General features: G+C 66.5%; 21 protein-coding genes. 6 read left to right on the top strand and 15 right to left on the bottom strand.

Features of this window, described 5'->3' with window-relative positions; all coding sequences use genetic code 11:
* Positions 1 to 5 precede the first annotated feature (5 nt).
* A complete protein-coding gene (locus tag J2T07_RS17960) occupies positions 6 to 1,442 on the top strand; it encodes a sulfite reductase subunit alpha (protein ID WP_306851869.1) in 1,437 nt (478 codons plus the stop codon).
* 7 nt (positions 1,443 to 1,449) lie between these two features.
* On the opposite strand, the gene J2T07_RS17955 is transcribed toward J2T07_RS17960, so the two are convergent.
* The 8 genes from J2T07_RS17955 to J2T07_RS17920 form a co-directional block, all read right to left on the bottom strand.
* Positions 1,450 to 2,115: an HAD-IA family hydrolase gene (locus J2T07_RS17955; RefSeq protein WP_306851867.1), complete on the bottom strand. Its 666-nt coding sequence runs from the start codon at positions 2,113 to 2,115 to the stop codon at positions 1,450 to 1,452.
* 52 nt (positions 2,116 to 2,167) lie between these two features.
* A complete protein-coding gene (locus J2T07_RS17950) occupies positions 2,168 to 3,889 on the bottom strand; it encodes a M56 family metallopeptidase (protein WP_306851863.1) in 1,722 nt (573 codons plus the stop codon).
* A 1-nt stretch (position 3,890) separates the two neighbouring features.
* On the bottom strand, positions 3,891 to 4,277 hold the full coding sequence (locus J2T07_RS17945) for a BlaI/MecI/CopY family transcriptional regulator (RefSeq protein ID WP_306851861.1): 387 nt from the start codon (positions 4,275 to 4,277) through the stop codon (positions 3,891 to 3,893).
* Positions 4,278 to 4,517: 240 nt separating this feature from the next.
* Positions 4,518 to 4,913 carry an HU family DNA-binding protein gene (locus J2T07_RS17940; protein WP_072321789.1) on the bottom strand — a complete coding sequence of 132 codons (396 nt, stop codon included), beginning with the start codon at positions 4,911 to 4,913 and terminating at the stop codon, positions 4,518 to 4,520.
* Positions 4,914 to 5,083: 170 nt separating this feature from the next.
* Positions 5,084 to 5,839 (bottom strand): molybdopterin-binding protein, encoded by a 756-nt coding sequence (locus J2T07_RS17935; protein WP_306851857.1) that lies wholly within the window; start codon positions 5,837 to 5,839, stop codon positions 5,084 to 5,086.
* Positions 5,832 to 6,656, bottom strand: coding sequence for a cytochrome b/b6 domain-containing protein (locus J2T07_RS17930; protein ID WP_306851855.1), 825 nt, complete (start codon positions 6,654 to 6,656; stop codon positions 5,832 to 5,834). Before J2T07_RS17930 ends, J2T07_RS17935 begins: the two co-directional genes overlap by 8 nt.
* Positions 6,657 to 6,728: 72 nt before the next feature.
* Entirely contained in the window at positions 6,729 to 7,319 is a 591-nt protein-coding gene (locus J2T07_RS17925) for a nucleotidyltransferase family protein (RefSeq protein ID WP_306851853.1), read from the bottom strand.
* 2 nt (positions 7,320 to 7,321) lie between these two features.
* On the bottom strand, positions 7,322 to 8,299 hold the full coding sequence (locus tag J2T07_RS17920) for an XdhC family protein (protein ID WP_306851851.1): 978 nt from the start codon (positions 8,297 to 8,299) through the stop codon (positions 7,322 to 7,324).
* 86 nt (positions 8,300 to 8,385) lie between these two features.
* Between J2T07_RS17920 and moaA the strand changes: the two genes are divergently transcribed.
* The 5 genes from moaA to J2T07_RS17895 are packed head-to-tail and all read left to right on the top strand — an operon-like array spanning position 8,386 to position 12,247.
* Positions 8,386 to 9,360, top strand: coding sequence for a GTP 3',8-cyclase MoaA (gene moaA, locus J2T07_RS17915; protein WP_306851848.1), 975 nt, complete (start codon positions 8,386 to 8,388; stop codon positions 9,358 to 9,360).
* Between the two features lie 23 nt (positions 9,361 to 9,383).
* Positions 9,384 to 9,635, top strand: coding sequence for a MoaD/ThiS family protein (locus tag J2T07_RS17910; protein WP_306851845.1), 252 nt, complete (start codon positions 9,384 to 9,386; stop codon positions 9,633 to 9,635).
* A 2-nt stretch (positions 9,636 to 9,637) separates the two neighbouring features.
* The gene (locus J2T07_RS17905) at positions 9,638 to 10,120 is read left to right on the top strand and encodes a molybdenum cofactor biosynthesis protein MoaE (protein WP_306851840.1); all 483 of its coding nucleotides are present in this window, start codon (positions 9,638 to 9,640) and stop codon (positions 10,118 to 10,120) included.
* Complete coding sequence (gene moaCB, locus J2T07_RS17900) at positions 10,117 to 11,055, top strand: bifunctional molybdenum cofactor biosynthesis protein MoaC/MoaB (RefSeq protein ID WP_306851837.1); 939 nt, start codon at positions 10,117 to 10,119, stop codon at positions 11,053 to 11,055. Before J2T07_RS17905 ends, moaCB begins: the two co-directional genes overlap by 4 nt.
* Before the next feature lies 1 nt (position 11,056).
* Entirely contained in the window at positions 11,057 to 12,247 is a 1,191-nt protein-coding gene (locus J2T07_RS17895) for a molybdopterin molybdotransferase MoeA (protein ID WP_306851834.1), read from the top strand.
* Between the two features lie 109 nt (positions 12,248 to 12,356).
* Here J2T07_RS17895 and J2T07_RS17890 read toward each other — a convergent pair whose 3' ends face one another.
* From J2T07_RS17890 to bamA, 7 genes are all read right to left on the bottom strand, one after another.
* Positions 12,357 to 12,722, bottom strand: a complete 366-nt coding sequence (locus tag J2T07_RS17890) for a hypothetical protein (protein WP_306851829.1) — start codon at positions 12,720 to 12,722, stop codon at positions 12,357 to 12,359.
* Positions 12,723 to 12,834: 112 nt separating this feature from the next.
* The gene (gene rnhB, locus J2T07_RS17885) at positions 12,835 to 13,479 is read right to left on the bottom strand and encodes a ribonuclease HII (protein ID WP_306851826.1); all 645 of its coding nucleotides are present in this window, start codon (positions 13,477 to 13,479) and stop codon (positions 12,835 to 12,837) included.
* Between the two features lie 10 nt (positions 13,480 to 13,489).
* A complete protein-coding gene (lpxB, locus tag J2T07_RS17880; protein WP_306851823.1) occupies positions 13,490 to 14,716 on the bottom strand; it encodes a lipid-A-disaccharide synthase in 1,227 nt (408 codons plus the stop codon).
* A 24-nt stretch (positions 14,717 to 14,740) separates the two neighbouring features.
* Positions 14,741 to 15,514, bottom strand: a complete 774-nt coding sequence (gene lpxA, locus J2T07_RS17875) for an acyl-ACP--UDP-N-acetylglucosamine O-acyltransferase (RefSeq protein WP_306851820.1) — start codon at positions 15,512 to 15,514, stop codon at positions 14,741 to 14,743.
* Positions 15,511 to 15,975 carry a 3-hydroxyacyl-ACP dehydratase FabZ gene (gene fabZ, locus J2T07_RS17870; protein ID WP_306852183.1) on the bottom strand — a complete coding sequence of 155 codons (465 nt, stop codon included), beginning with the start codon at positions 15,973 to 15,975 and terminating at the stop codon, positions 15,511 to 15,513. Before fabZ ends, lpxA begins: the two co-directional genes overlap by 4 nt.
* 5 nt (positions 15,976 to 15,980) lie before the next feature.
* On the bottom strand, positions 15,981 to 17,009 hold the full coding sequence (lpxD, locus tag J2T07_RS17865) for a UDP-3-O-(3-hydroxymyristoyl)glucosamine N-acyltransferase (protein WP_306851817.1): 1,029 nt from the start codon (positions 17,007 to 17,009) through the stop codon (positions 15,981 to 15,983).
* Positions 17,010 to 17,084: 75 nt separating this feature from the next.
* Entirely contained in the window at positions 17,085 to 19,505 is a 2,421-nt protein-coding gene (gene bamA / locus J2T07_RS17860; RefSeq protein WP_306851814.1) for an outer membrane protein assembly factor BamA, read from the bottom strand.
* Positions 19,506 to 19,600 lie beyond the last annotated feature (95 nt).

Below are 19,600 nucleotides of genomic sequence, written 5' to 3'. Positions count from 1 at the left end.
GACAGGTGAAAGCGCTGGCTGGACAGGCGGGCCTCTGCCTCCTGTTGGCCACGCTCGCCGTATGGTTCGGGCTGCTCCAGGATTTTTCGACGATGCAGGCACCGGCGTTGCCGCGTCTCATGGCGGCCGGCGTCCTGTTGCTCGCCTGGATGATATTCACCGCGTTCGCCACCCGTCACAGGGCGAGCGCCGGCGATGTCCGTGATGCCGGCGGCATCCTCATCGTCCACGCCTCGCAAACCGGCTTCGCCACCGAATTGGCGGTACGCACCGCCGGTGTGGTCCACGCAGGTGGTCCCCGTGCCGAGGTGCGCGGCATGGACGCGTTGACAACGGACAGGCTGGAGCGGGCCACGCGCGTGTTATTCGTCGTCAGTACGACAGGCGAGGGCGATGCGCCCGACATGGCCAGCCTGTTCCGCGAGCGTGCCATGCGTGCTCCACTGGCCCTGCATGGCTTGAGCTACGGGATACTGGCACTTGGCGATCGCGACTATGACGATTTCTGCGCTTTCGGCCGCGACCTCGACCAGTGGCTGCATGCCAGTGGCGCCACGCCCCTGTTCGACCGCGTGGAGGTGGACAATGGCGATGAAGGCTCCCTGCGCCATTGGCAACACCACGTGGCACATGTGTCGGGAACGACGGCCATGGCGGACTGGTCGCGCCCGGCTTATCGACGCTGGCGGCTGGCCGAGCGCCGCCTGCTGAACCCGGGGAGCGTGGGCGGACAGTGTTACCACGTCGCGCTGGTTCCGGAAGATGAGTCCGATCTCGCGTGGGAAGCGGGCGACATCGCCGAGATCGGGCCACGCCGCGCTCGTGGCGACGAATCCGTCGTGCCGCAACGCGAATACTCGATCGCGTCGTTACCAGCGGACGGTGCGCTCCACCTTGTCGTACGACAGATGCATGCGGAGGACGGCACGCCGGGGGTCGGTTCCGGCTGGTTGACAGCGCATGCGGCGGTGGGCGATCCGATCGACGTGCGGGTACGCCGGAACGAGGGATTCCATGCGCCGGCTGACGACCGGCCGTTGTTGCTGATCGGTAACGGCACGGGCATCGCCGGCCTGCGCGCCTTGCTCAAGGCGCGTCTGGCGAAGGGTCACTTGCGCAACTGGGTGGTCTACGGGGAACGCCACGCACGCGCGGACCGTCTACATGTGGACGACCTGGAGCGTTGGTACGAGGCCGGTGGCATCGAGCGGCTCGACCTGGTCTGGTCGCGGGAGGCGCGCGGTGCACGTTACGTGCAGGACCGGTTGCGCATCGCCGCCGACGCGTTGCGCCGTTTCGTGGGCGAGGGTGGGGGCGTTTACGTGTGTGGCAGCCTTGCCGGAATGGCGCCAGGCGTGGACAGGGCGCTGCGCGACATCCTGGGTGACGCGGCAGTGAGCGACCTGGGCGCTTCCGGCCGCTACCGCCGCGACGTCTACTGACCGGCGATCAGGTGACGACCAGGCGCACCTTGCCTTCGTACATGCTGTCGAAGCGTAGCGCCGTCAGGTCGGTCACCCATTCGACGTTTTCCGGAATTTCGCCGGGATGGTCGCCCGCGATCGCGATCACCCGGGCACCCGCGGCCAGGCCCGCGTCGATACCCGCCTTCGCATCCTCGAATACGAGGCAGTCCCTCGGGGCCGCGGCCATGCGCGTCGCACCCAGCAGGTAACCCTCGGGATCGGGCTTGCCGTTGGTGACGATCTCGCCGGTGACCATGAGCGGCGGGGGCACGATTCCCGCGGCGCCGAGACGGGCCTTCGCCAGCACGGTATCGGCCGAGGTCACGATCGTCCAGGCTTCGGGCGGCAGGGACGCCAGCAGGTCCGGAGCGCCGGCGATGGGCACGATGCCATCCACATCCTCGACCTCTTCGCGATACAGCCGCTCGTATACGGCGTCGACGTCCATGCCCGGCTTCACGAACATGCGTACGGAATCCAGCATGCGCACCCCGTGCAGGCGCGGCAGCACGTAGTGCCAATCGATGCCGTTCTCGTCGCACCAGCGTTTCCAGATCTTCTCGACCACGACCCGCGAATCGATCAGCGTTCCATCCATGTCGAACAGCAGGGCGCTGGCTTCGATGAGCGTGCCCGTTTCAAGTCGCATGATGCCTCCGGCAGGTGAAAACCCCTCACCATACCGGAGCATCGTCGTCGCGTCAGCGCGCCGCCTTGGCCGCGTGATTGCGAATGGCCTCGGCGAGGATGGCATCCACCTCCTTGGTCGCCTTTCGTGACGCTTCGGCCTGCCGGCGGCCCCATTCGGCCTGGATACTGCCTTGTTCCGCGCGGACCCGGCCGATGTCGGCCATCTTCTGCGCGATGGCTGCCTGCTCCTTGCCGAGGGCGGCGTGGCCGGCGGCGTAGGCGGCGCGATCGGTCGGCCCCCTCGGATCGCTTTCCTGTACCGCCAGTTCGGCTTGTCGCTGGGCGAGCTTGGCCATCTGCTCGTTGAGCACGGCTTGCTCGCGGTCGAGTTCGGCCTGCTTGTCGGCGCTCATCGCGGCACCGTCGGCCGGCTGCGCACTGCGGGCGAAGGCGTCACGGATGCGCTTCACGTACGCGGGGTCCTTCAGTACCCAGGCTTGCTTGCCTTCGCGGTACCAGACGAAGTCGTCGGCGCCGTCGCGTGCGGCTTCCGCCCGGCGGAAGTCGTTGCCACTGCCGTTCATCACATGGATGTCGTCGCTGAAAAAGATGAACGACCGTTCCGGATTGCCGCCTTGCACGGTGGTGATTTCCGTTGGGGGCATCGGTGCCGAAGGGGCCGCCGGCGCCATGGGCGCAGGGGCGGCCATCGGTGCTGGCGGTACTGGCGGGGCTGGTGCCGCCGGTGATGGTCCCGGCGGTGAGGGCGGTGAGGGCGGTGCGGGATGGTAGGTATCCTGCGAGTCGGCGCCACCATCGGCGGCGACGACTCGCCAGGGGATCACGCCCACGACGGCGATGGCGGCGACGAGGCACCAGGTGAGTGCGCGCGGTGGCGCGTCGGTAACTTGGCCGAGCATGTCGAGTCTCCTTTTCAGCGTGCGAAACGTGGGGGATGCGCCCGGCAGGGCATGGTGCGGATGCGGAGCGACGCCGAGACGGAGCAACAGACGTCCATACGTCCGCGGTGCCTGCCGGCCGCGTGAGAGCACCATGGCGTCGCATGCCGCCTCGCGGCAGAGGGCGTATTCGCGGGTGGCCAGATGGACCAGCGGGTGGAAGAAGAACAGGGCCCGTGCAAGGGCCGGCACGCAGCCCAGCAGGAGGTCGCCGCGACGCACGTGGGCCAGTTCGTGCATCAACGCCATTTCCAGCTCCTCGTCGTCGAGCCGGTCGTCGAGCGGCAGCAGGATGGTGGGGTGCCACAAGCCCACCACCTGTGGCGAATCCACTTCCGCGGATACCGCCAGGCGAGGGGAACGGCGCAAGCCGAGTTCACGGGCGCGGCGGGCGCAAAGCGTCTCGACGCGTACATCCTCGTGCGCCATGGCCCGCCGCAACACCGCGGACAGCCTTGCCCAACGCACGGAGGCGACGATCAGTTGCAGCACCACGGCGAGCCCCCATGCGCCGAGCAACACCATGCTCCAGGAGGGTGCTCCCGAAGGCGGCACCATGTCGACGGACATCGTCGCGTCGCCGATCACGGTAGGTGCGGTCAGCAGCACGTCGCGCGCTGGCGCGGCGGCAGGAAGCAGGGGAAGGGCGAATGGCGCAGGGCAGGCGACGCCGATGAGCAGCTGCGCACCGAGCAACCACCAGAGCGCACTGCGTGCCGCCGCGGAAAGGGCGGGGAAGAAACGACACGCCGCGTAGACCACACCGGCGAGCAACAAGGCCTGCACCGAGGCGAACGCCAGGCGCGAAAGCAGGGTATCCAGGAAGGTATCCATCTCAGCGCCCCTTGCGCCGCGACTGCAGCGTACCGACGAGGGCTTCGAGTTCCGCCAGTTCGGCATCGCTGACTTGCCCGCGTTCGGACATCCAGGCGACGAAGGGCGAAACCGAACCCTGTAACGTTCTTTCGACGAAGCGGCCGACGGCGCCGGTCATCACTTCGCCCGCGCCGTTGGTCGCGCTATAGCGGAAGCTGTTGTCGATCTTGCGGCGGGTGAGGTAACCCTTCGCCCGCAGCCGTTCCATCATGGTCAGCACAGTGGACCGTGCGAGCCCGCGGGCTTCGCCGAACCCCGCGCAGACCTCGGCCACGGAACTCTTCGGTGCTTCCTCGATGTACTGCAGGAGGGCTAGCTCCTGGTCACCGATCGTCTTCTTGCTCATGCCGACGCTCCTGACTACAGATGTAGGCAGAGTGCGCTTGACGACAGTTGTAGTCAAGCATGACTTGCGGCAGAGGGTGTGTGGTGGGAGCCGACCCTGTCGGCGATGGGTGCTTGCGATAACCAGGCCCGCTGCCGCGGGATCGCCGACAAGGTCGGCTCCCACCAAAAAAAGCCCCCGCCATAAGCAGGGGCTTTTCGGTTACCTGGTTGAACGCGGTGGACGAACCACCGCGTGGAATCAGGCGGCCGCGTCCTTGAGCTTCTTGAGCGGACGGACCTTGACCTTGACCGAAGCGGGCTTGGCGGCGAACCAGCGCTCTTCACCCGTGAACGGGTCCTTGCCCTTGCGCTTCGGCTTCGCCGCGACGGCAACCGAGGTGATCTTCAGCAGGCCGGGCAGCGTGAACGTGCCAGCGCCCTTCTTGTGGACGGACGCGGAGATCGCGCCTTCCAGCGAGGCCAGAACGGCCTTCACGCTCTTGCTGTCGACGCCACTCTGCTCGACGATGTGCGAGACGAGCGACGACTTCGACAGCGGATCCTTGATTGGCTTGAGGGCGGCCGGCGCCTTCGCAGCCTTGGCGGGAGCCTTGGCAGCGGCCTTCTTCGCCGCCGTTTTGGTGGTCTTGGCCATGGTTATCCTTGTCACTTTGATCGAATGAGGCGGCCGTTCCGGCCGGTGCCCAGCGGGCGACTCACTCTAGCGTTGCTTTCGTCCGCTGAAAATAGGGTCCGCGAAGTTTTTTTGCATTTTGAGCCCTTTTTTTCAGGGGCCGGTTGACGCAATGCGGAAAAGACCCCGCTTCAGATGCCTGCATACCACTCGTAACCGTTGTCTTCCCAGTACCCGCCGTTGCCTTCGCCGATGTCAGCGAAGGAGGCGACCAGTTCGATCCGGCGCAGGTACTTGGCGTGCTTGTAACCGAGCTGCCGTTCCACGCGCAGGCGCAACGGTGCGCCATTGGCCACGGGCAGGTCCCCGCCGTTGAGGCCGTAGGCCAGCAGGGTTTGCGGATGATGCGCCTCGTCCAGGTCGATGCTCTCGTAGTAGGCCGTGTCTTCCTCGTAGTTGTCGAAGCAATGGAAGACGACGTAGCGGGCGCCTGGCTTCGCGCCGACATGATCGAGCACGGAAGCCAGAGGCGTGCCGGTCCATTTGCCGATAACGCTCCAGCCCTCGACGCAGTCGTGGCGGGTGATCTGCGTGCGCGTGCCAAGGTCCTTCAGGTCCTCGATAGAGAGGCGTGAAGGGCGCTCGACCAGGCCATCCACCTCGAGGCGATAATCGGCGAAGCCGTTGCGCAGGAGCGCCTGGTACGCCGGCGTGTCGGGCAGGATGCTCCCATTGGGCTTGAATACCGGCGAGATATCGGCCTCCGTATATTCCTTGGCCAGGGCTTGCGAGGGCGAAAGAAAACGCTGGACGCGTCGGGTCACCGCTTCGGCGGATTCCAGTACCTTCGCGCCGGTTTCACTTTCCGAGATGCGGTCGCAACCGGTCAGCACGGCGCTTCCCAGGGCGAGCACGGTGTTGCGCAGGAATGCCCGGCGATCAGTCATGGCGGGTCTCCCGCCGTTCGTCGCGAATCCGGTACCAGCCAGTGATCATCCCGCGCAACTGGTTCAGCGGGCCGTTCACCAGCACCTCGAAGACGTGCACGAACACGAAGGCTACGAAGGCCGTGGCGATGATGAAATGGATCGTTCGTGCGGACTGCCGACCGCCTACGGCATCGACCAGCCAGTGCAGCACCGCATCCATGCGCGGCGACATGGCGATGCCCATCAGCACGATGCCCCCGCCGAAGACGAAGATCGCCAGCAGGTAGGCCAGTCGCTGGAGCACGTTGTATCGAATGGCTTCCTCGCCTTGTGGATGGCGGAACCGCAGGTGGTCCACGATCGAACGGCCGAGACCACGCCAGTCGGCACGCGTGGGGACAAGGTCGCGGGTGAGGTGCCGGCTGACCACCGACCAGACGACGTAGGCGATGCCATTGGCGACGAACAGCCACGCGAAGAAAAAGTGCCAACGCCGGCCCATCGCGAGCCACCCTGGCCCCGGAATGGTCGCCCAGGCGGGAAAGCCGCGGGCGGTCCATTCGCCGTCGACCTTCGATGCGCCGAGGACACCCGTGGTATCGAATGCATGCGTGCCGATGCGTGTGGTTCCGCGCGGGTTTCCCTGCGCATCCTGACCGCCTTCGAGGGCGAGCACGGCCTTGCCGGGATCGGAACGGTTGCCCCAGTACAGTGCGGGATGGGCGTTGAATATCTGTAGGCCGCTACCGAGCAGCACGCAGAGGCATACCACGTTGATCCAGTGCATCACGCGCACCGGCCAGCGGTGGCGGTAAACGAGGCGGGTAACGGTCATGGCGGGTTCCCCGGACGGGTAGTCCGGAGTATGACCGGGGAAAGGCCTGATTTCTTGCAGCCGATACGCGAGTCAGCGCTGCGGGTCGTCCAGCAGTCCGGCGGCCGTGGCCCGGGCCACGGCCGCTTCGTCATCGAGGTCTTCGCCAAGCTCGTCGGCGCGAACGGCATGCGGCGGAACCTGCGCCCAGAGATGCCGGAATCCCATGTCACCGGCAAGTACCCGCGCGCGCGTCAGGGTCGAGGCGCGGAGGACGGCTGGGATACCCAGCGCTTCGCCATACGCGCTGACGGTATCGCGGCTATCGTCGTGTGCCGCGAGCAGCGCGTCGAAGTGTGAGGCCACCAGGGCAGGCTGGTCGACGACCGACAGCAGGACCGGCAGGTCACGATCATGCAGCACGCGCGCCGCCAAGTGCAGGGACGATGCCATGCCGGTCGTCCAGGCGGGATTGACGATGATTTCCACATCGCACGGAGCCAGCGCCGCGGTGACGACATCCTGGTAGGCACCGACGATCACCAGCGTCCGCGATGGCCGCGTACCCAGCGCGAGCCGCGCCACGCGAGCGACGAGCGGCTCGCCGCCTACCGTCAGCAGTTGTTTGGGGCGGCCAAGGCGGCGGCTGCCACCCGCGGCCAGGACCACGGCGTCGTGCGCCATCGTCACGCCTGGCGAGCGCGATCGCGCTGGCAGACCTGGGCGATGATCGAAAACGCGATGCCGTGCGGCGTCTGCGCGCCGATGGGCAGTCCCGCCGGCAGGTTGAGGCGGTGCAGGTCGTGCTCGCCCACGCCATCGTCCTTCAACCGCTGGACACGCGAGGCGATCTTGTTCCGGCTGCCCAGCACGCCTACCGCGAAAGCCGGAGACCGAAGCGCGTGGACCGCCACGGTGTGATCCACCTCGGCGTCGTGACTGAGGGAATAGATGGCGGTCCGTTCGTCCACGGCCAGGTCGGCCAGCGCCACCGGCAGCGAGCGGGCATCGTAACCGGCGAGTGTGACGCCCTCTGGCGGCCGCGCCGGGCCATGTGGCCGAAGCAGCACGACTTCGATGCCGACGAAGGGTGCGAGTGTCGCCACCGCCAGTGTGACCGGATCGCCACCGACGGCGACCAGTCGCAGCGGTGGCCGGTGCACGGTCGCATAAGTGCCCGCATCGCCGGTGTGGACGCCGTCTTCGACGCGCCAGGCGCCGTCGGAAGCATCGCTCAGGACGGTGACCGTGCGCCGCGCGCGGCGGGCCAGCCCGAGCGAATTAACGTACGCGGAGGGTTCACGCAGTTCACGAACGAAGATACCGATGCGGCCGCCGCAACTCAGCTGGATGTCGATGACCGGGCTGCCGACGCCGTAATCGAGCAGGCGGGGGCGGCCATCCGCCAGGACCATGGCGGCCTCGCTGGCCACGGCGGCTTCCACGCAGCCGCCGGAGACGTAGCCAGCCACACGGCCATCCGCTGCGATGGCCATTTCGCTGCCCGGCGGGCGCGGCGACGGGCCGTCGATGCTTACCAGGGTGGCGAGGGCGACCCGCCCGGCACGCGCGAATTCGCGCAGCGGCGGCAGCAGGTCCTCCACGAGGGCATAGTCGGGCCACTCGGGCCATGCGGCTGCGACGAAGGGATGCAAGGCGCTCATGGGCGAAGTCTGGCACGATTGGGTACGAAGGTCGCGACCGGGCCGGAACACCCGTCTCACGATCACTATGCTTTGCTAAGGCGACCATGTCACCACTCATCGACCGTCACGGACGTACCAAGCGCAAGCTGCGGATATCGTTGACCGACCGCTGCAACTTCCGCTGCACGTACTGCATGCCGGAACATCCGGACTGGCTGCCCCGCGCCAGCCTGCTCGGACGCGGCGAGATCGTGCGTCTGGCCGGCTTGTTCGTGGACCACGGCATCGACCAGATCCGACTGACCGGCGGCGAACCGCTGCTGCGCCGTGACCTCTCCGAATGCGTACGGGAAATTAGCGCGCTCCGCGCACGCGGGCTCGCGCGCCTGTCGATGACCACCAATGCCTCGCGCATCGCGCCCAAGGCACGCGAACTGGTGGAAGCGGGTATCGACGATTTCAACGTGAGCCTCGACGCGATCGATCCGGACACCTTTCGCCGCCTGACCCGGCGCGAGATCGCGCCGGTGCTGGACGGCATCGACGCACTGGTGGATGCGGGGGCGAAGGTGAAGCTCAACGCCGTGGTCATTCGGGGCGACAACGAGAAGGACGTCGTGCCCCTGCTCGAGTGGGCGATGGCGCGAGGACTGCCGTTGCGCTTCATCGAGTACATGCCGCTGGATGCGCCGGGCCACTGGAAGCGCGACGCCGTGGTTTCCGAGGCCGAGATGCTCGCGGCCATCGGTGAACGGCACCATGTGGAAAGCGTGCCGCGCAGCCACGATCCGGCCACGCCCTATGTCGTCGACGGACGGTATCCGCTAGGCATTATTTCCACGGTATCCAATCCGTTCTGTTCCACCTGCGACCGGCTGCGCATCACCGCCACCGGCGAGTTGTTCACCTGCCTGTTCTCTCCGATTGGCACCCCGCTAGGCGCACGCCTGCGCGAAGGCCTGGATGACGAGGCGCTGGCCGCGCAGGTCGCGCGGGCCGTATGGCTGAAGGATGCGGGCTATGCCTCGCGGCCCGGGCCGGTCGACCGGCCCCTGACCATGCATGCCATGGGTGGCTGAACTTCCGTATTCCAGGGATATCCATGAAACCGATCGTCTTTGAACTTTTCGCCAACCTCGAACGGCTGGCCGGGGCCAACGAATGCCGTGTCGATGCCGGCGAGGAGACCGTCACCGTGGCCGACGCATTGGCCGTGCTGGCCGAACAGCGACCGGAGCTTGCCGGTTCGCTCGAGCGTTGCGCCTGCGTCTCCGGCGACACCATCGTCCGCCGCGCCGATCCCCTTCCGGCCGACCGCCGGATCGCCCTGTTGCCGCCCGTGGCTGGAGGTTGAACATGTATGAGGTTCTTTCGCACACCGCCGTCGCCGTCGAGCCCTTGCTGGAACTGGATGCCCACCCGGAATGCGGCGGGCTGGCGCTCTTCGTCGGCACGGTGCGCGACCACCATGAGGGACGGCAGGTGCATCACCTGAAGTACACGGCGCACGAGCCGCTGGCCGCGAAGGTGATTCGCGACGTCGAGCACGCAACGCGCGAGCGCTACGGGGTACCGTATGTGCGAATCGTCCATCGGCTGGGCGATCTTTCCATCGGCGATGTCGCGATCGCCTGCGTGGTCCGTGCCCCGCATCGCGCGGAAGCATTCGACGCCTGCCGTTATGCGGTGGATGCGGTGAAGCATGGTGCGCCGATCTGGAAGGAAGAGTTCTACGCCGACGGAAGCAGCGCTTTCGTGGAGGGCTGTTGCATCCGCGACGACCTCGACGCACCGGCCGCTACGCCGCATCGCCACCATTCGCACACGAGCCACGGATGAAAGACGTCAGCCAGAAGCCGGACTCCCTGCGCGTCGCGCGCGCCACCGCCACCCTCCATGCCCCTGCCGCCTGCATCGACCTGTTGCGCAGTGGCCAGACCGAGAAGGGCGACCCGCTGAAGACGGCGCGTGTCGCCGGCATACTCGCCGCCAAGCGCACCGATGAACTCATTCCGCTGTGCCACCCGTTGCCGATCCACCGGGCGGACGTGCATTACGAACTGGCCGATACCTTCGTGCGCGTGATCGCTGAAGTGCAGACCATCGGCCCCACCGGGGTCGAGATGGAAGCACTCACGGCGGCCAGTCTCGCGGCGCTCACGATCTACGACATGCTCAAGCCCTATGCCGAGCCTGACGAGCTGCATATCGAGGATTGCCGTCTCGAGCGCAAGACCGGCGGTAAATCCCACTACAGGCGCGCATTGGATACGCCGCGCAGTGCCGCGGTAGTCGTGTTGTCCGATACGGTGGCCAGTGGTGCCAAGCCGGATACGGCAGGAGCGCACGTGCGCGACGCGCTGATCGAGGCAAACTTCGCGCCGGTCGAGTACGCGGTGATCGCCGATGACGCGGACGTGCTTGCCGACCTTTTGCGTTCGCTGGTGGACGGCGGCGTAGCGCTCGTCGTCACCGTCGGCGGGACGGGACTCGGCCCCCGCGATATCACCGTGGACACGGTCCGGCCCATGCTCGACGTGGAGATCCCCGGCATCATGGAAGCCGCGCGGGCCTTCGGCCAGAAGCGCATGCCCTTCGCCATGCTTTCGCGTGGTGTTGCCGGATACGCGAGCGATACGCTGATCGTCACCTTCCCGGGGAGCCGTGGGGGCGCGAGCGAGTCGCTGGCGGCAACCTTGCCCGGCCTGGTCCACCTGCTGGAGACCGGGCGTGCGGGTGGCAGGCATCCCGGCGGCTACGGCGAAGCCCACTGACATGGCGCTGTTGCCGATCGAACAGGCGCTCGACCATTACCGTACCGCCGTGCGTGCCTTGCCGACGCACCGGGTTCCCCTGGAACTGGCGCTCGGCGCGGTGCTGGCTGAATCGCCGACGGCGCGCATCGCGCTGCCGCGCTTCACCCAGAGCGCCGTGGACGGCTATGCGTTGCGAGCCGAAGACGGACTGGCACCTCTGGCGCTCATTGGCACGGCTGCCGCTGGCAACCCCGCGACGGTGACCGTCGGGCCGGGGCAGGCCGTGCGCATTCTTACCGGCGGCATGCTGCCCGATGGCGCGAACGCCGTGGCCCGGCAGGAAATCGTCGAGCGCACGGGCGAGTGCATCGTGCTGCGCGAGCGCGTGCGCCCGGGGGAGGCCATCCGCCATGAGGGCGAGGAACTCCGTGCCGGCACCATCATCGCCAGGTCGGGACAACGGGTCACCGCCGGACTGCTCGCGGCCTTGGCCATGGCGGGCATCGATTCGCTCGAAGTGCATCGGCGACCGCGCGTGGCGGTGCTGGTCACCGGTGACGAAGTGGTGCGCGTGGGCGAACCGCTTGGCCCCGGCCAGGTCTATGACGCCAACGGACCGCTACTGCGCGCATGGTTCGTCGAACACGGTTATGGCGAGCCCGTGGTGGCCTATGTCCGCGACGATGAGAGCGCGCTCGAAGAGGCCATGAGCGCCGCCCTCGACAGCGCGGACCTCGTCGTCACCAGCGGTGGCGTCTCCGTCGGCGATCGTGATTTCATCCCCGCCGTCGCCGATCGACTCGGTGTGCGCAAAGTGTTCTGGAAGGTAGCGCAAAAACCCGGTAAACCGCTGTGGTTTGGCATGCGCGACGGCAAGGCGCTGCTCGGGATGCCGGGCAACCCGGCAGCCGTGCTGGTCTGCCTTGCGGTGCATGCGCGTGCCGTGCTGGCCCGGCTCGAGGGCGAGGATGGCACACAGCCGGCATGGCGCAGCGGCGTGCTCAAGACGGACGTCGAAGCGGACTCCGAGCGTGACAGGCTGCTTCGCATGCGCCTGGACATGGTCGACGGCGTCGCCACACTGGAACTGCTGCCGCGCCAGGACTCGCACATGCTGAGCAACCTGGCGTCGGCGCACGCGCTGGTCTGGCTGCCGTCGCGAACGACGGCGTTCGCGACAGGTGAACGCGTGGCTTGGCTGTCTATCTAGCGCCGTCGCTGGACGCTCTGGTGGGAGCCGACCCTCTGGCCGAAGCGAGCCCCTGGTGGGAGCCGGTTTCCCCACCGGAATTGGCTCTCCCACCAGAGCCAGGCTTGTCTTACCAGGCCTTCACGTCCGACACGACCACGGTGTAGTCCTGCATGTCCGGCGAATAGCGGAACAGGCGGCCCAGGTCGAAATCGACGCTCTTGCCCGGTTCGATGTTGGAGGTGCCGGCCGGCCAACCCTGCTTGCTGGCGACGACCTTGCCGGACGCGTCTTTCGCGTCGATGCGGATCTGCGCGGCGGCGGCTTCGCCGCACTTGTTGACGAGGTTGCCCTTCATGCTGAAACGCGGTTGGCCGGAGCCCTGCTGCAGCTTGACGGCGAAACCGTCGATGGTGAAATCCTTGGCGGCACAGGCGGCGTGGGCGGACAACGGGGCGGCGACGAACAGTGCGACGACGATGGCGATCTTCTTCATGGGTGGTACCTGTCGATAGGGGATAGGTGCACACCCTCGGGAGAGGGCGTTAGCCCTCGTATCGGCAGGTTCCGGCGCGACTTTAGGATTTTTCCGACGAGGCCGGCGTGGCTCAGGCCGACTCGAAGAGATCCCCGCTGACCTCGGCCAGCTCCGGGTACCAGCGCTTCACCGGGGCGAAGCTGCGCCTATGCACTTCGCAGGGACCGAGCCTGTCCAGGGCATCGAGGTGCTCGGGCACGGCATAGCCCTTGTGCCTGGAGAAGCCATAACCCGGATGCAGCGCGTCCAGCGCGTGCATGTGCCGGTCGCGACTCACCTTCGCGAGGATCGAGGCGGCGCTGATCGCCGGTTCCGTGGCGTCGCCGCCGATCACGGCGCGGCCTTCGCAGGGCAGCGAACGCGGCAGGCGGTTGCCGTCGACCAGGGCCAGGTGCGGACTGAGCGACAGGCCCATGAGCGATCGGGTCATGCCCACCATCGTCGCCTGGAAGATATTGATCCGGTCGATTTCCTGGTGGTCGACGAAGACCACGCAGTAGGCGAGGGCACGCTCGACGATCCGGCTGTAGAGCTTCTCGCGCACGTCCTCGGTCAATTGCTTGGAGTCGTTGAGGCCGCGGATCGGGCGGGCGGGATCGAGGATGACCGCGGCGACCACCACAGGCCCGGCAAGCGGTCCTCGCCCGGCCTCGTCCACCCCGGCGACGACGAGATCGCGGGCGAGCTGGGAGGTGACGTTGCGCTTGCGTGGCATGGACGGAAGCCTAGTGCGCGGTGGGCGTGACGGGCAAGCCGGGTGCCGCCACCAGGTCGGCCACGGCGTCCGCGGCGTGGTCGGCCGCGCGGCCTTCGAGGCCTCCGCGCAGTTCCTGGTGCAGGTACTCGAAGGCCGCCACGATAGCGCCGCGGCGTTCGCTGTCGCCCAGCAGTTCCAGGGTGGCCTGGGCGAGGTTTTCCGCCGTGCAGTCGTCCTGCATGAATTCCGGCACCAGGAGGTCACGGCCCAGGCCGCAGGCACGGGCGAGAATGTTGGGCAGACTGTAAACATCTGTCTTCAGCATGCGCAGCATCCGCGCGATGCGATAGCTGGTCGGTGAGACCCGGTAGCCGACCACCATCGGCCGCTTGGCCAGCATGGCTTCCAGAGTGGCGGTGCCCGAGGCGAGCAGTACGGCATCGGCGGCGAGCATGGCCTCGTGAGCCTGACCGTTTGTCAGCAGGGGCGGCGTGCCCGGAAAATCGTGCAGGAGTTCGGTGAGCCGTGCATGCACGCGCTCGTTGGCTGCCGGAACGACGATGCGCAATGCCGGCATGACCGATGCGATGCGCCGTGCGGCTTCGATGAAGATGGCACCCACGCGCTCGATCTCGCTTGGACGGCTGCCGGGCAGGACGGCGAGCACGGGCGCGTCGTGGGGAAGGCCAAGCGTGTCGCGCGCGCCGTCACGATCGGCCACCATCGGAAAGCGGTCGGCGAGGGGATGGCCGACGAAGCGCGCGTCGACGCCATGCTTCGCGTAGATCGGGGGCTCCATCGGGAACAGGCAGAGCACGCGCTCCGCCGAGTGGCCGATCTTCTCGGCGCGTTTTTCGCGCCATGCCCATACGGAGGGGCTGACATAGTGGGCAGTGACCAGGCCGGCGGCCTTGAGCTTGCGCTCCACGCCGAGGGTGAAGTCGGGTGCATCGATGCCGATGGTGAGGGTGGGTTTCGCGGCGAATAGCTTGGCTAGCAGTTCCCGGCGCAGGCGGAGCAGCCGTGGCAGGTGCTTCACGACTTCGGCGAAACCCATCACCGACAGTTCGCGGATGTCATACCAGGATTCGAAGCCACGGGCGAGCATGCGCGGGCCGCCGATACCGACGAAGCGGGCGCCCGGAAAGCGCGCCCGCAACGCATCGATGAGATCGGCGCCGAGCTGGTCGCCGGAGTCCTCGCCCGCGATGAGCGCGATCAGCGGTGTTTCGGTCGAAGGGCTGCTCTGCTGCATGGTGTGCGTTTCCCGCAGCGGATGTCAGCGGGCGAGCGAACGCTCGCTGCGGTCGATGAACTCGAGCATCTGGCGCACGTCTTCGCTGGTCTCGGCCTGGGCAAGCAACTGCTCGCGTGCCTCGGCCAAGGGCAGGCCGGCCATGTACAGCGTGCGGTAGGCGCGTTTGATCGCCGCGATGCGCGTGGTGTCGAAGCCGCGGCGCTTGAGCCCTTCGCTGTTGATGCCGCGCGGCCGGCCACGCGTCTCGTTGGCCATCATCACGAATGGCGGTACATCCGACCCCACCAGGCAGCCCATGCCGATGAAGGCATGCGCCCCCACCTTGCAGAACTGGTGCACGCCCGAATAGCCGGAAAGGATCGTCCAGTCGCCGATCTCCGCATGTCCAGCCAGCGCCGAATAGTTGGAAAACACCACATGATTGCCCACCTGGCAATCGTGCGCGATGTGCACGTAGGCCAGCAGCCAGTTGTCGTTGCCGATCCGGGTGATGCCGCCACCGTCGCCGGTGCCTCGATTGATCGTGACGAACTCGCGGATGAGGTTGCGGTCGCCGATGACGACCTCGGTACGCTCGCCCTGCCACTTCTTGTCCTGCGGCGGGCCGCCGATGGAAGCGAACTGCGATATGCGGTTGTCGCGGCCGATGATGGTCGGACCTTCGATCACCACGTGCGGGCCGACGGTCGTGCCCTCGCCGATGACCACATCCGCGCCGACGATGCTGTACGCACCGATGGCGACGTTGTCCGCGATGCGGGCGGACGGATCGATCTGCGCGGTGGGATGGATCATTTGTCGCTCCTTGCGGCGCACATCAGTTCGCAGCAGGCGACCACTTTGCCGTCGACCAGGGCCTTGGCTTCGAACAGGCCCATCCCACGGATGAGGCGCTTGAGCGAGACCTCCATGCGCAGCTGGTCGCCGGGCGCCACGACTGCGGAGAAGCGTGCGTTGTCGACCTTGACCAGGTAGAACAGCGGGCTGCCGGCGTTCCCATCGATCTGGCTTGTGATCTGGGTCAACAGGCCGGCGGTCTGGGCCATGGCCTCGACGATCAACACGCCCGGCATCACCGGGTGGCCGGGGAAGTGGCCCTGGAAGAACGGCTCGTTGATGCTGACGTTCTTGATCGCGGTGATGCACTTGCCGGGTTCGATCTCGATCACCCTGTCCACCAGCAGGAACGGGTAGCGGTGCGGCAGGAGCCGCTGGATCTGCTCCACGTCGACAGGGAGAGTCACGGCAGCTTTCATTTCGGTCATTGCCCTTTATCCTTTTCCAGCGCCGCCAGGCGGCGCGCGTACTCGTCGAGATGTTTCATGCGCGCCGCGTTGCGCCGCCACAGGCGGTTTTCCTGCAGCGGGGAGCCTGACGAGTATTCGCCGGGTTCCCTGATCGATGCCGTCACGAGGCTTTTCGCCGTGATGGTAACCCGGTCGGCCAGTTCGAGGTGGCCGAGGACGCCCGCATTGCCGCCGATGAGGCAGTAGCGGCCGATCTTCGCGCTGCCTGCCACCGCCGAGCAACCGGCCATGGCGGTATGTGCGCCGATATGCACGTTGTGGGCGATCTGGATCTGGTTGTCCAGGCGCACGTCTTCCTCGAGCACCGTGTCTTCCAGGGCGCCGCGGTCGATGGTGGTGTTGGCGCCGATTTCGCAGTCATTTCCGATGCGCACGCCGCCAAGCTGTGGCAGCTTCACCCAATGATCGCGGTCGAAGGCGATGCCGAAGCCGTCAGAGCCGATCACGGCGCCGGGATGGACCAGTACGCGCTCGCCCAGGGTCACGCGGATCACCAGGGTGACGCGGGCGACCAGGCGGCTGCCGGCCCCGACGACGCAGCCGGGCCCGACCGAGCAATGCGGGCCCAGGACCACGCCTTCCTCGATCACCGCGCCGTCCTCGATCACGCAGCAGGGGCCGACGCTGGCGGTGGGATGGATGCGGGCAGACGGTGAGACCACGGCGCTGACATGGATGCCGTGCGGTGCCGCCGCATGTTTCTCGAAGAGCGCGGCGATCTTCGCATAGGCGACGTAGGGATCTTTCGCCACCAGCGCGGCACCCTTGCGCAGGGGCAGGGCGTCGGCGCCAAGTACCACGATGCCCGCCTGCGATTCGGCCAGCTGGGAGGTGTACTTGGGGTTCGACAGGAAGGTGAACTGGTTCGGGGTCGCCGCCGACAAGGTGCCGACGCCGTCCACGACGGTGGCCGGGTCGCCATGCGCTTCGAGCTCGAAGCGGGCGGCCAGTTCGGCCAGGGTGAATTGCGGATTCCCGCTCACGGAACGCTCCCAAAAGAAAAGGGGTGGCGCTTGGCCACCCCCATGATTCTACAGGGTCTTCGCTGGAGACCGCGGTTAGAACGTATTGCCGAAGGTGAACTGGATGCGTTCGACGAAGCGGCTGTCGGCATCCTTCTTACGGAACGGTACGGCGAAGTTGATGATCAACGGGCCGATCGGCGCCTGCCACTGCAGCGACAGGCCCGTGGAAGCACGCAGTTCGCTGGCGTCGAAGGAGCCGTAGTCCTTGTAGACGTTACCGACGTCGACGAACCAGGAGACACGTGCCGTGTTCACGTCCTTCAGGAAGGGCAGGGGCAGGAACATCTGCGCCGTACCCAGTACCTTGAACGCGCCACCGACCGGCTGGCCGTAGCTGTAGTAGCCGCCCGTGCACTGGCCCTTGCTGTTCGGCACCGAGGTTGTGCTGCCGCCGTCGCACAAGCGCGGGCCGAGGGTGTTGTCCTGGAAGCCGCGCACGTCGCGCACGCCGCCGGCGTAGTAGTTCTCCCAGAACGGGAACTCCACCTTGTCGCCCTTGCTGTAGAGCTTCGCGCCACGGGTACCGTCGGCATTGATGGCGTAGCCGTCGTTGTCGTAGGTCTGGCCGTAGGTCTTGCCGTACCCGATCTGTCCGTCGAGGTAGAGCACGAAGCCCTTGCCGACCGGCCAATAGTGGTTGGCTTCGCCGAACAGCTTGTAGAACTGCACGGTGGAGCCCGGCAGCGCGCCCGAGATCGAGGCCGTCAGCTGGCCGCCGCGGGTCGGGGCCCAGTAGCTGTTACGGGTGTCGTGGGTGTAGCCCAGGCTGGACGTCCACGAATGGATCGTCTTGTTACCCAGGGCGTTCTGGTATGCCACCAGCTGCTGCGGCGTGTAGAACGAGGTGTTGATGAGGTTGGAGCTGACACCGAGGCTGGTCGACACCGAATCGAAGTCGGTGATGGGGATCGACAGCGTCGTCTCGAACGACTTCGTGCTGTAGGTGTAGTTCGCCAGATCGGTATCGCCGTAATCCAGCTTGCTGTAGCCCAGGTTGTAGCCGATCTGCACGCCGGAGTCGGTCAGGTACGGGTTGGTGTAGCTGGCATTGACGCGCTTGTAGTACGTGCTGGTTTCAGCGCCGATCGAGAAGCGGTCGCCGGTACCCAGGAAGTTGTTCTGCGAGACCGAGGCCGACAGGATGATGCCGGAGTACTGCGAGTAGCCGACGCCGAACATCAACGAACCGGCGGACTGTTCCTCGACCTTCGCGGTGAGATCGACCTGGTCGACGGTGCCGGGGACCAGCGCCTTGTCGATATCCACGGTCTTGAAATAGCCCAGGCGCTGCAGGCGGGTCTTCGAACGGTCGATCGCGCCCTGCGAATACCATGCGCCTTCGAGCTGGCGCATCTCGCGACGCAGCACTTCGTCTTCCGTGCGGGTGTTGCCCTGGAAGACCACGCGGCGGACATACACGCGCTTGCCCGGCTCGATGAAGAGCGTGAGATCGGCGGTGCGCTTGTCCTTGTCGAGCTTCGGAATCGGCGTGACCTTGGCGAAGGCGTAGCCGATGTTGGCGAGGATGCCCTTGATCGCGTCGGTGCTGGCCTCGATGGCGCCACGGTTGAAGGTGTCGCCCTTGTGGATGAAGACCAGCTTGCGCAGGGTGTCTTCCGGCAGGATCAGTTCGCCGAGCAGCTTCACGTCGGAGACGGTATAGACCTCGCCTTCCTTGACGCTGGCGTCCACGTACATGGCGCGCTTGTCCGGGCTGATGGCCACCTGCGTGGAATCGATGCCGAAGTCGGCGTAGCCGCGGTTCATGTAGTAGTTGCTGAGCTTTTCCAGGTCACCCGAAAGCTTCTCGCGCGAGTACTGATCGTCCTTGGAATACCAGGACAGCCAGTTCGTGGTGTTGGACTCGAAGCCTTTGCGGATGTCCTTGTCGGCGAAGGCCTTGTTACCGACGACGTTGATCTCCTTGATCTTCGCCGCCTTGCCTTCGCGGATCTCGATGTCGATCGCCACGCGGTTGCGGTCGAGGCGGGTGACGTGCGGATCGACCGAGACGTTGTACTTGCCGCGGTTGTAGTACTGGCGGATCAGTTCCTGCTGCACGCGGTCGAGCGACAGGCGGTCGAAGGTCTCGCCTTCGGCCAGGCCGATTTCCTTCAGGCCCTTGCGCAGGTCGTCTTCCTTGATGTCCTTGTTGCCGCGCAGCGTGAGCTTGGCGATGGCCGGGCGCTCGACGACCTTGATCACCAGGATGTCGCCCTGGCGGTCGAGTTCGACGTCGCTGAAGAACTTGGTTTGGTAAAGGGCGCGAATGGCGGCTTGCGCCTTGTCGTCGCTCAGGGTTTCACCCTTCTCGATCGGAAGGTAGCTCAGCACCGTGCCTTGCGCGATGCGCGTGAGGCCGTCGATGCGGATGTCGGAAACGACGAACGGCTCGAAGGCAAGCGCATTGGCGGACAGGGAGGCAAGCAAGATCAGGGCGGCGATACGCTTCATCGTCGATTCCGTTGGGTTAATTCCAGCCGACGGCGGACGAGGCCGGCGACCGAAGAGGAGCACGCGCAGGACTCATGCCCTGCGTCGTTCGGCGC

The organism is Luteibacter jiangsuensis (assembly GCF_030812295.1).
Taxonomy (GTDB): Bacteria; Pseudomonadota; Gammaproteobacteria; order Xanthomonadales; family Rhodanobacteraceae; genus Luteibacter; species Luteibacter jiangsuensis_A.
Note: the sequence above shows the minus strand (reverse complement) of the source record. Positions and strands in the feature narration are given on the sequence as shown.

What these genes read in the sequence shown, in the direction of transcription:
- J2T07_RS17895 (WP_306851834.1), top strand. Translation starts at nt 11,057, where the DNA reads ATGGCGCTGTTGCCGATCGAACAGGCGCTCGACCATTACCGTACCGCC.
- J2T07_RS17925 (WP_306851853.1), bottom strand. Translation starts at nt 7,319, where the DNA reads ATGGCGCACGACGCCGTGGTCCTGGCCGCGGGTGGCAGCCGCCGCCTT.
- J2T07_RS17950 (WP_306851863.1), bottom strand. Translation starts at nt 3,889, where the DNA reads ATGGATACCTTCCTGGATACCCTGCTTTCGCGCCTGGCGTTCGCCTCG.
- J2T07_RS17945 (WP_306851861.1), bottom strand. Translation starts at nt 4,277, where the DNA reads ATGAGCAAGAAGACGATCGGTGACCAGGAGCTAGCCCTCCTGCAGTAC.
- moaA (WP_306851848.1), top strand. Translation starts at nt 8,386, where the DNA reads ATGTCACCACTCATCGACCGTCACGGACGTACCAAGCGCAAGCTGCGG.
- J2T07_RS17910 (WP_306851845.1), top strand. Translation starts at nt 9,384, where the DNA reads ATGAAACCGATCGTCTTTGAACTTTTCGCCAACCTCGAACGGCTGGCC.
- J2T07_RS17905 (WP_306851840.1), top strand. Translation starts at nt 9,638, where the DNA reads ATGTATGAGGTTCTTTCGCACACCGCCGTCGCCGTCGAGCCCTTGCTG.
- J2T07_RS17930 (WP_306851855.1), bottom strand. Translation starts at nt 6,656, where the DNA reads ATGACCGTTACCCGCCTCGTTTACCGCCACCGCTGGCCGGTGCGCGTG.
- bamA (WP_306851814.1), bottom strand. Translation starts at nt 19,505, where the DNA reads ATGAAGCGTATCGCCGCCCTGATCTTGCTTGCCTCCCTGTCCGCCAAT.
- moaCB (WP_306851837.1), top strand. Translation starts at nt 10,117, where the DNA reads ATGAAAGACGTCAGCCAGAAGCCGGACTCCCTGCGCGTCGCGCGCGCC.
- J2T07_RS17955 (WP_306851867.1), bottom strand. Translation starts at nt 2,115, where the DNA reads ATGCGACTTGAAACGGGCACGCTCATCGAAGCCAGCGCCCTGCTGTTC.
- J2T07_RS17940 (WP_072321789.1), bottom strand. Translation starts at nt 4,913, where the DNA reads ATGGCCAAGACCACCAAAACGGCGGCGAAGAAGGCCGCTGCCAAGGCT.
- fabZ (WP_306852183.1), bottom strand. Translation starts at nt 15,975, where the DNA reads ATGAAAGCTGCCGTGACTCTCCCTGTCGACGTGGAGCAGATCCAGCGG.
- J2T07_RS17920 (WP_306851851.1), bottom strand. Translation starts at nt 8,299, where the DNA reads ATGAGCGCCTTGCATCCCTTCGTCGCAGCCGCATGGCCCGAGTGGCCC.
- lpxB (WP_306851823.1), bottom strand. Translation starts at nt 14,716, where the DNA reads ATGCAGCAGAGCAGCCCTTCGACCGAAACACCGCTGATCGCGCTCATC.
- J2T07_RS17935 (WP_306851857.1), bottom strand. Translation starts at nt 5,839, where the DNA reads ATGACTGATCGCCGGGCATTCCTGCGCAACACCGTGCTCGCCCTGGGA.
- lpxA (WP_306851820.1), bottom strand. Translation starts at nt 15,514, where the DNA reads ATGATCCATCCCACCGCGCAGATCGATCCGTCCGCCCGCATCGCGGAC.
- J2T07_RS17890 (WP_306851829.1), bottom strand. Translation starts at nt 12,722, where the DNA reads ATGAAGAAGATCGCCATCGTCGTCGCACTGTTCGTCGCCGCCCCGTTG.
- rnhB (WP_306851826.1), bottom strand. Translation starts at nt 13,479, where the DNA reads ATGCCACGCAAGCGCAACGTCACCTCCCAGCTCGCCCGCGATCTCGTC.